The following is an 8,945-nucleotide window of genomic DNA, read 5'->3' as shown; positions in this document are numbered from 1 at the left end:
AATCGTATGTGTCTCACTGTTTAGTTATCAAGGTTCTTGCTGTTTTGACAGCTCATTTACTTTATCATATGCATTCGAGCTTGTCAAGAACTTTTTTCAAGTTTTTTCGACTTTCTTCAAGCCTCAAAACTCAAACGGAGAAGGAGGGATTTGAACCCTCGCGCCGCTGTTAACGACCTACTCCCTTTCCAGGGGAGCCCCTTCGGCCAGCTTGGGTACTTCTCCAAATTGCCCTAGATGCTTGCTCCCGTTTACCAGAAGCGTTTTATATTATATAACATCTTTTTCCATTTTGTCAAGCAGTTTTTTATCTTTTTTTATTTAAAGCTTTTTGCCTGACGAGCGGAGAGAGTGGGATTCGAACCCACGCGCCCTTGCGGACAAACGGTTTTCAAGACCGCCTCGTTATGACCACTTCGATATCTCTCCCTATGCAATTCTGTGCTTTTGTGACATTCTCTGTCAGCACGAATTGCATTTTATCATCAAACGTTCTCACTGTCAAGACATAAATTCAAATATTTTTCAAAAATATTTCCGCAATGTCCAGATCCTCAGGTGTCGTTATTTTAAGATTCTTATAGGACCCCTCTGCCAGACTGATTTTTGCCCCGGACGCCCGTTCCACCACCATAGCATCGTCTGTAATTCCCTCCATGTTTCCACAACGGATTTTTTCATGGGCATTCCGAATCAGAGAGTATTCAAAAATCTGAGGAGTCTGAACAGACCATACAAGATTTCGTTCCGGCGTCTCCTGTACAAATCCTTTCTCATCAGCCACCTTGACTGTATCCTTTGAGGGCATTCCGATCACACAGGCTCCTGTTTCCCTGGCTCCGTTCATTCCCCGTTCCAGGATTTCCTGTGTAATAAACGGTCTTGCCCCATCATGGATCAGAACAAAATCACTGTTTTCACAGGCAAGAAGTCCTTCATAAACAGAATCATATCGCTCTTTTCCACCGGGTATCACTTTTGTCACCTTGGTAAGACCATATTTTTCCACAATTTCCTCTTTGCAAAAAGCAACAGACTCTGCTCCTGTTACCAGAATAATATCCGTGATCAAAGGACTCTGCTGAAAACAATTCAGAGAATAATAGAGAACCGGTTTTCCTCCCAACTCCAGAAACTGCTTCTGGACCCTGCTGTTCATTCGTTTACCCTGTCCTGCTGCCAAAACAATGGCTGTATTTTTTCTTTCCATAAAAACCTCCCCAAAAGTTTTTATCTTTCTCCCAGTTTCAGATTCGGCACTGCATTCAGATCCCATCCATGGCGAGTCCCTTTTTTGTACTCATAATAAGCTGCAACTCCGATCATAGCTGCGTTATCCGTACAGAAAATCGGAGACGGGCGGTAAAAGCTGTATCCATTTTCCTTGCATGCCTGCTCCATCGCTGCTCTCAGAGTACCATTGGAAGCTACTCCGCCTGCAATAGCCACCTTTTTCATCCCAAAATCCTTTGCCGCCATCATAGTATGCTCTACCAGAACATCTACCACCGCTTTCTGGAAAGATGCCGCAAGATCTGCACGATTTACCTCTTCGCCCTTCATCTGCGCCTGATTCAGATAATTCAGAACCGCAGACTTCACTCCACTGAAGCTGAAATCATACGGACAGTCTCCCACTTTTGCTCTCGGGAACTGTATCGCATCCGGATTTCCTTCTTTTGACAGTTTATCAATCTTAGGACCTCCCGGATAGCCCAGACCAATAGCCCGGGCAACTTTATCAAAGGCTTCTCCTGCCGCGTCATCTCTGGTTCTTCCCAAAATCTCAAACTCCCCGTAATCTTTAACGATCACAAGATGGGTATGTCCTCCTGAAACGATCAGGCAAAGAAACGGCGGTTCCAGATCCGGATGTTCAATATAGTTTGCGGAAACGTGCCCCTCTATATGGTGAACGCCTACTAATGGAAGTTTTTTTGCATAGGCAATAGCCTTGGCTTCTGCAACCCCTACAAGCAGCGCGCCTACAAGCCCCGGACCATAGGTAACGCCAACAGCGTCTAGGTCGTCCAGCGTTACCCCCGCTTCCTTTAACGCTTCCTCGATTACCTGATTGATTTTTTCAATATGTTTGCGTGATGCAATTTCCGGCACAACTCCGCCATACAGCTTATGGAGTTCAATCTGAGAGGAAATCACATTAGATAAAATTGTTCTTCCGTTTTTTACAACAGATGCTGCTGTCTCATCACAGGAGCTTTCTATTGCCAGGATCAGTGTATCTTCCACTTTTATTCCTCCTCAAAATTCAGTTCCGCACTTTTTCCATCCTTCCCCGGATAAGCCTGCGGAAAAATTCCTCTTACCGTTTCCATATACTCTTCCGGACGAATCAGGGACGGACTGTAATGTGTCAGCCACATTTCTTTTACCCGGGCATCCCGCGCCAGCTCCGCCGCTTCGCGGAAAGTCATATGCTTGTAGCCTTTTGCCTTATCCGCCTTGTCATCCTCTCCGTACATTCCCTCACAGATAAAAAGGTCTGACTCTCTGGCATTGCGGAGAATGGATTCCGTTGGTCTGGTATCTGTGGTATACGTAAGTTTGATCCCCTTTCGATCCGGTCCAAGAACCATATCCGGAGTATATACAACTCCATTTTCCTCTATAGTCTGGCCCTTTTGCAGCGGATTCCAGAATTTCAGCGGAATCTCCTGCTCTTTGGCACGTTCAGGAGAAAATTTGCCCTGTCTTAAAATTTCCAGAGTATATCCGTAACAGATGACATTATGATTCACTCTGAAAGCAGTAATTCGATACCCGTTCAGCTCAATAACCTCTTCCGGTTTCGTAATTTCTATAAATCTGATCTCAAAGGGCAGCTCCGGAGCAATCACCCGAAGAGCGTTCACTACCCTCTCCAGGCCTCTGGGGCCGATCAGCGTCAGAGGCTCTGTACGGTCTGCATTTCCCATGGTAAGAAGCAGTCCGGGCAGTCCGCTGATGTGATCTCCATGATAATGGGTAAAGCAAATTACATCAATCGGCTTAAAGCTCCATCCTTTTTCTTTTACAGCAACCTGAGTTCCTTCTCCGCAATCGATCAGCAGACTGCTTCCATTGTACCTGGTCATCAGAGCAGTCAGCCATCTTCTCGGAAGAGGCATCATCCCTCCGGTTCCTACTAAACAAACATCTAACATAGTTTACCTCTTTTATTCTGAAAAGACTTCTGCAAAATACCTTCTGCTGTTATCTTCACATTTTCTCTACTGGCAAAGTGTAACACAATCAGAACCTCAAAACAAGGCAAAAATCCCCTTCTGTCACAGTGTCATCGCAGTGGAAGGCTGAGTTCTGCAACAAACTCCTCTCCGGTTTTCCCACATAAAAGACTTCCTCCGTGAAGCTCTGCAATCTTTGCAGCGCTTTTCAGTCCGATCCCGCTTCCTACAGTCTGCTTCTCTTTTCCCATACCGTTGGACATTACTGTTTTCAGCGTCTTTCCTTCCACATACACCTGAATATCTGTTGTTCTGGTTCTGTCCCCATAACGCTCAGTATTGGAACCAAGATTCCAGATCAGACGTCTGATCAGAAAGGGATTTGCTTTCCATACGGTTTCCGGCAGTTCCCCCTGGCTAAAAGAAACCGGAATCCCCTGAACAGACAGTTCTTCTGCCATTTCCTTTACCATTTCTGCAAACATTGACGGGTTCCAGGTCTGCATAATAATTTCTCCTGTATTCTCAAATACAAGAGCATACTCAAACATTTTATCTGATAGGTTCCTTATCTCTTCTGTTTTTTCCAGGCATTTCTGAATATACGCAGGGTAATCTTCTGCCCTGCCTTTTTTTCTGTGGAGAATCTCCAGATATCCGTTAAGGGCAGTCAGAGGCGTTCTGAGATCATGAGAAACTGCCCTGATCAGCTCCTGATTGTCCCTGTGAACTTTCCGCTCATTTTCCATACTGTTTTTCAGCGTCAGTCTCATGTTGTCCAGTTCTACAGCCAGGGCGGAAATTTCATCATGCCCCTTTACAGTTACTCTGTGCTCCATGTCCCCCTGCCCGATCACTGTAATCTCAGCACGCAGGTTTCCCAGATATTTCATTCTCCTGTGAGCAAAAATAAGCAGCGGCAAAAAAACTGCCATTCCATCTGCAGCTGCAACCATCAGATAATATAACGAAAAAAATTTAAGAGACTGGTAACTCATAATCTGTACCCGGGCAGTTCCATCCTGAAATTCAATTTCTGTTTCTACAGGCGTCTCCATCCCCTGGGCGGCTATATCGCTGTCTGACCATACCCAGCTGCCCCAGAAAGGACTGTCTAAGACTTCTGGAAAAAAGCCTTCCTGATATTGTCCGTCCTCATCATAAATTCCAAGCCATGTATAAATATCTGCCTTTTCTTCAAATACCGGCATATAAATCTCCGGCTGATCCATTCTGTAGGAGGGCGCCGTCTCTTTAAGCCAGTCCATATATTCTTCCCGGGAATCTGTGAATATTTCATGTTCCAGAACCCAGCCGTAAGCTGCAAATCTTCTGCTTACAAAAAACATGGTAGCCAGAACAGCAACTGTAAAACTTGTCAGAAAAAGCAGCATAAGCTCCTGTGTCAGCTTCCGCTCTCTTTCATTTCTTTTTTTCTTAATCACAGCGGTATCCCCTTCCCCATATGGTACGGATAATTCTTGGCTTTCCGGGATCATCTTCTATTTTTGATCTCAGATTCCGGATGTGTACCATAACAATATTTGCCGCCCCGTAATAATAAGTTTCTTCCCATACCGCCTCATACAGGTGTTCCACAGAAAAAATCTGCTTTCTGTGCTTCATAAGGGTACAGAGAATGGAAAACTCCGTATCTGTCAGAGAAATCTCTTTTCCGTTTTTCCATACAGTTCCGGCTTCCGGATACACTTCCAAAGCTCCGCTGCATATTTTTTCTTCCTGTGTTCTCCGGCCGCTGCCCTGATATACATGATAGCGCCGCACCAGGGCTTTTACTCTGCTGATCAGCTCCTGATAGGAAAACGGCTTGGGAAGATAGTCGTCTCCGCCGCTGGAAAATCCCATGATCTTATCTTCCACCTGAGTTCTTGCGCTGAGAAACAGGATTGGGACATTTGATTTTTTCCGGATCTCCATACAGGTCTGATACCCGTTTAATCCCGGCATCATCACATCCAGCAGAATCAGATCATAAGCTCCATGTTCTATTTTATCCAGAGCTTCCTTTCCGTCTCCTGCTTCATCCACAGTAAATCCTTCCCCCTGCAGAAGTACCATAGCCACCTCCCGGATTTCAGGGTTATCGTCCACAATCAAAATTTCCGGTTCTTCCATTATCTTTCTCCTTTTGCGTTTGGAAATACTGCTGCCGCATTTTTCCACAAAATATTATACTACGATCTTTAAACTCTATGTTTGCATCATTCGCCTCGTTAAGTGACCGGGTATCAGGAATTTTGCATATATATGACAAAACGCCTCGCAGAATACTGTCGTATAAACAATAACCATTCTATCTCCGAATTCACTCTGTATCTTCGTCCCGGCTTCATTAAGCGTTCATATTATATCATGTTTTTCGGGCTTCAATGTGATTCTTAATAATTCTTCAGATTTATGCAACAGGTTTCTTAAGATATAAAATGTATATTTTCGTTATCATTTCATATACTCTACTTCATTTGAAAGGAGCCCGCTTTTATGGAACATCTTATTAACCGGAAGTCCACTTCCTTCTCTCATCCCCGGAAAAATACTCAGGTCTTTTTCCCTGTTACTGCACTGCATTTTATTTTACTTACCACAGCAGTACTTATATTTGTGTATTTTTCCGTTCCGGAAGGAAAGCTTTTCGGCTCAGAAACAGACTGGTACTGCCAGCATGTAACGCTTGTGGATACTATGCGCAGACAGTTTTATGCAACAGGAGATCTGTTTCCGGACTGGATTTCACTTGGAAGCGGGACAAATTTTTATGCACTTTCCTACTACGGATTTCTGCGCCCGGACGTTCTGGTCAGTTATCTTCTTCCTTCTGTTCCTGTGGAAACTGTAATTCAGTTTTATGCGGTAACCGAAATGGCTGCCGGCGCCTGCCTTCTTTACTGGTGGCTTTTTCATAAATCCCTGGACAGGCTTTATTGTCTTACCGGAGGATTTCTTTATCTCACAGCCGGCTGTATGTTCCAGGCTCACAGGCAGATCATGTTTGTAAACTATCTTCCGTTTCTGATTCTTGCCCTTATATACACAGACAGACTGTCCGAAATTCATACCGGAGTTTCCGCAAAAACATTCCCCCTTCATCCCGGACTTGCTGTAAGCTTTTTTATGATATCTGTTCACAGTTTTTATTTTCTGCCCTCCTGCCTTGTCTGCTGTTCCCTGTATCTTCTCTGTACAGGCAAAAACAGACTGCACACATGGAAAATCTGGCTGATTTCTGTTATTACAGGTCTTTGTCTTGCAGCTGTCCACCTTCTTCCTACAGCGCTTGTGATCCTGGAAAATAAAAAAGACGTACAGCCCGCTTCTCTGTGGCAGATCTTTACAGTAAATCCCTCCATGAATACTTTACTTTACAGCTCCTACGGCTGTGGACTCACCCTTCTGGTCCTTTACTGTGTAATGTTATCTCTGGGCTGCAGCAAAACAAAAAAACTGGCCTTTGCGCTTCTTATCCTGTGTTTCAGTCAGCTTTGCTGCTGGCTTCTGAACGGAACCCTTTATCTTCGCCCCAAAGCTCTTATTCCCTTTCTTCCACTGTTTCTGCTGCTTACAGCCCGTACTCTCAGTCTTCTTCAGCAGAAAAAGCTGAAACACCGCTTTCTGCCGGCAGCCTTTTGTGCCATACCTGCACTGGTTCAGATATTTTTTCTTCATCATCCACAGTGGAAGCTGATCCTGGCAGATATACTTGTGCTGCTTTTTTATTCACTGTTGCCGAAATCAGAAATTGTTTTAAAGAAAAAATTTCATTTCAGAGAAAAAAACAGCTCTTCCAAAACAGGAGTATCCTCTTCCCTTTTACAGGCTTATCCCGCAAAAAACCACATAGTCTGCGTCTTTCTCTGTATTATACCTGCTCTTTTATTTGTCAGCACTGCCAAAACAGAAAAATTCGCTGCTTCCTCTGTAAAATCCAGAGAAATCTTTACCCGTCAGGAACTGAAGGAGGTCTGTTCCGAACCCGGAAACGCTGTAGATATTTTTACTGCCCCCATGACAAACAGCAACTACGCTCCTTTGGAAAGCCAACGCCGTACAACCATGTATTCTTCTGTTTCCAACACCGCCTACAACCATCTGTTTTATGACATTCTGAAAATGCCGGTCAGCACCAGAAACCGTGTTTCCATGAACGCTGCTCCCAATCCGTTTCAGGAATATCTGATGGGAATCCGATATATACAGACCACTGAAAACCGGCTTCCTGCAGGATATGTCCCCCGCCTCCAAAAGGGAAATATGGTTCTGGCAGAAAATCCCAATGTACTGCCCGTTGCTTACGGAACCTCAGCTCTTATGAGTGAAGCAGATTATGATACGCTTGATTACCCTTATAATCTGGATACCCTTACCAACCGGACCATTGTTCCGGAAACTGCCGACACCGGGAAATCAGACTATACTTCTCAGATAAAAGAATATACTCTTCCACAGGATTTTATGAAACGTTCCTCAGAATACCTGGCAGAAACCGTATCCCGCAGTCTCCCTTCTGTCCTGAAAGATCAGATTCTGCTTCTGTCTTTTGATGTGGACTATGAGGGAACCAGGGATATTGACATAACCATTAACGGCATCCGAAACAGGCTTTCCGGTTCCTCCGCCCCTTATCCCAACCAGAATCACACGTTCACCTATATGCTTTCTGCCAATACACCTTTAAAAACTCTCGAGATTGCTTTCTCAGAGGGAAATTATAAAATAAACAATCTCCGCGGATTCACTTTGCCGATTTCCGCTATTGCTCATCCTGATATCACGCCATTTACGCCCTGCTCAGAAAACGAAAAGGCGCTTCTCCAGGGCAGTATTACCATGAAGGAGGACGGATACTTTGTAACCTCCTTTGCCTTTTCCAACGGATATGAGATTCTGGTAGACGGACGCCCTGCAGATCCGGTTATGGTAAACAAAGGATTTACAGGTTTTCCCATAAAAAAAGGGACGCATGAAATTATTGTCACTTTCCATGCGCCCGGTAAACGGATCGGTATTCTGTTCAGTTTTGCTGCCGCAATCCTTCTTCTGACAAAGTTATCTACATTGTTTTTGTCATCAGCACTGCGTTTTCCACAGGATTCTCATAATAATCCCTGCGAAGTCCGTCCTCTTTGAATCCCAGCCTCTGATAAAGCCGTCTGGCGATTCCGTTTCCCTGACGGACCTCCAGATGGACAAGCCTGATCCCCTGCATTTCCGCCATGCGAAGCATGCTGTCCACAAGAAACTGCCCGATTCCCTCTTTCTGGCGGTCTGAGCGTACTGCCACATTCAGGATATCTCCTTCATCCAGCACAGTCATCATACTGCAGTAGCCAAGAATACGTTCTTTTTCTTCCACCACAAAAAACATGGTATCTTTTTTCATCAGATAGGTAAGAAATCCTTCCTTTGTCCACGGTACAGAAAAAAGGTTCTGTTCGATATCCACAACCTGATCCAGATCTTCCACAAGCATTTCACGAAATGTCATTGTGCAGCCTCCTGATTTTTCACTTTTTCCCGTTCTGCCCGCTCTCTTTCCGCCTGAGAAACGCGAAGGTAGTCCGGAACATGCTCCTCTGCGGTTTCATATCTTCCCTCTTCGTAATATACAAGTCCCAGAGAAGCCACTGCTGCCGCTCTCTGTCTGTTTACATGAGCAGGAGCAAAGCTGAAAGCTGCCTGAAGCTTTTCCTGGATCAGTTTTCTGAATACAGGCACACCGTCCCCCAAAAAGGTAACTCTTTC

At 44.8% G+C, this 8,945-nt stretch carries 7 protein-coding genes, 2 tRNA genes and 1 pseudogene; 1 reads left to right on the top strand and 9 read right to left on the bottom strand.

Translation table 11 applies throughout. The features are described from left to right. Positions 1-135: 135 nt before the first annotated feature. The 7 genes from QVP40_RS10205 to QVP40_RS10175 form a co-directional block, all read right to left on the bottom strand. Positions 136-225, bottom strand: a tRNA-Ser gene (locus QVP40_RS10205). Between the two features lie 118 nt (positions 226-343). Further along, a tRNA-Ser gene (locus QVP40_RS10200) sits at positions 344-429 on the bottom strand. A gap of 85 nt (positions 430-514) precedes the next feature. Then, positions 515-1,210 carry a 2-C-methyl-D-erythritol 4-phosphate cytidylyltransferase gene (ispD, locus tag QVP40_RS10195; RefSeq protein ID WP_022068329.1) on the bottom strand — a complete coding sequence of 232 codons (696 nt, stop codon included), beginning with the start codon at positions 1,208-1,210 and terminating at the stop codon, positions 515-517. A gap of 20 nt (positions 1,211-1,230) precedes the next feature. Next, entirely contained in the window at positions 1,231-2,250 is a 1,020-nt protein-coding gene (tsaD, locus tag QVP40_RS10190) for a tRNA (adenosine(37)-N6)-threonylcarbamoyltransferase complex transferase subunit TsaD (RefSeq protein WP_022068328.1), read from the bottom strand. A 2-nt stretch (positions 2,251-2,252) separates the two neighbouring features. After that, positions 2,253-3,164, bottom strand: a complete 912-nt coding sequence (locus tag QVP40_RS10185; protein WP_022068327.1) for a ribonuclease Z — start codon at positions 3,162-3,164, stop codon at positions 2,253-2,255. A gap of 131 nt (positions 3,165-3,295) precedes the next feature. After that, a complete protein-coding gene (locus tag QVP40_RS10180) occupies positions 3,296-4,630 on the bottom strand; it encodes a sensor histidine kinase (protein ID WP_288200475.1) in 1,335 nt (444 codons plus the stop codon). Beyond that, positions 4,623-5,321, bottom strand: a complete 699-nt coding sequence (locus tag QVP40_RS10175; protein WP_022068325.1) for a response regulator transcription factor — start codon at positions 5,319-5,321, stop codon at positions 4,623-4,625. The genes QVP40_RS10180 and QVP40_RS10175 overlap by 8 nt, the downstream gene beginning before the upstream one ends. A gap of 366 nt (positions 5,322-5,687) precedes the next feature. On the opposite strand from QVP40_RS10175, the gene QVP40_RS10170 reads away from it, so the two are divergent. Then, on the top strand, positions 5,688-8,330 hold the full coding sequence (locus QVP40_RS10170; RefSeq protein ID WP_022068324.1) for a YfhO family protein: 2,643 nt from the start codon (positions 5,688-5,690) through the stop codon (positions 8,328-8,330). Here the strand turns inward: QVP40_RS10170 and rimI are convergent. Together rimI and QVP40_RS10160 are read right to left on the bottom strand one after the other, a co-directional pair. Beyond that, entirely contained in the window at positions 8,254-8,688 is a 435-nt protein-coding gene (gene rimI / locus QVP40_RS10165) for a ribosomal protein S18-alanine N-acetyltransferase (RefSeq protein WP_022068323.1), read from the bottom strand. The genes QVP40_RS10170 and rimI overlap by 77 nt on opposite strands. Beyond that, positions 8,685-8,945 (bottom strand): annotated as a pseudogene (locus tag QVP40_RS10160) (tRNA (adenosine(37)-N6)-threonylcarbamoyltransferase complex dimerization subunit type 1 TsaB); the annotation flags it as partial. The pseudogene QVP40_RS10160 and the gene rimI, both read right to left, overlap by 4 nt.

It is taken from the genome of Blautia sp. CAG:257 (genome assembly GCF_000433815.1).
GTDB classification, from domain to species: domain Bacteria; phylum Bacillota; class Clostridia; order Lachnospirales; family Lachnospiraceae; genus Blautia_A; species Blautia_A caecimuris.
The sequence above is the reverse complement of the archived record's forward strand: the minus strand, read 5'-3'. Positions and strand labels throughout refer to the sequence as shown.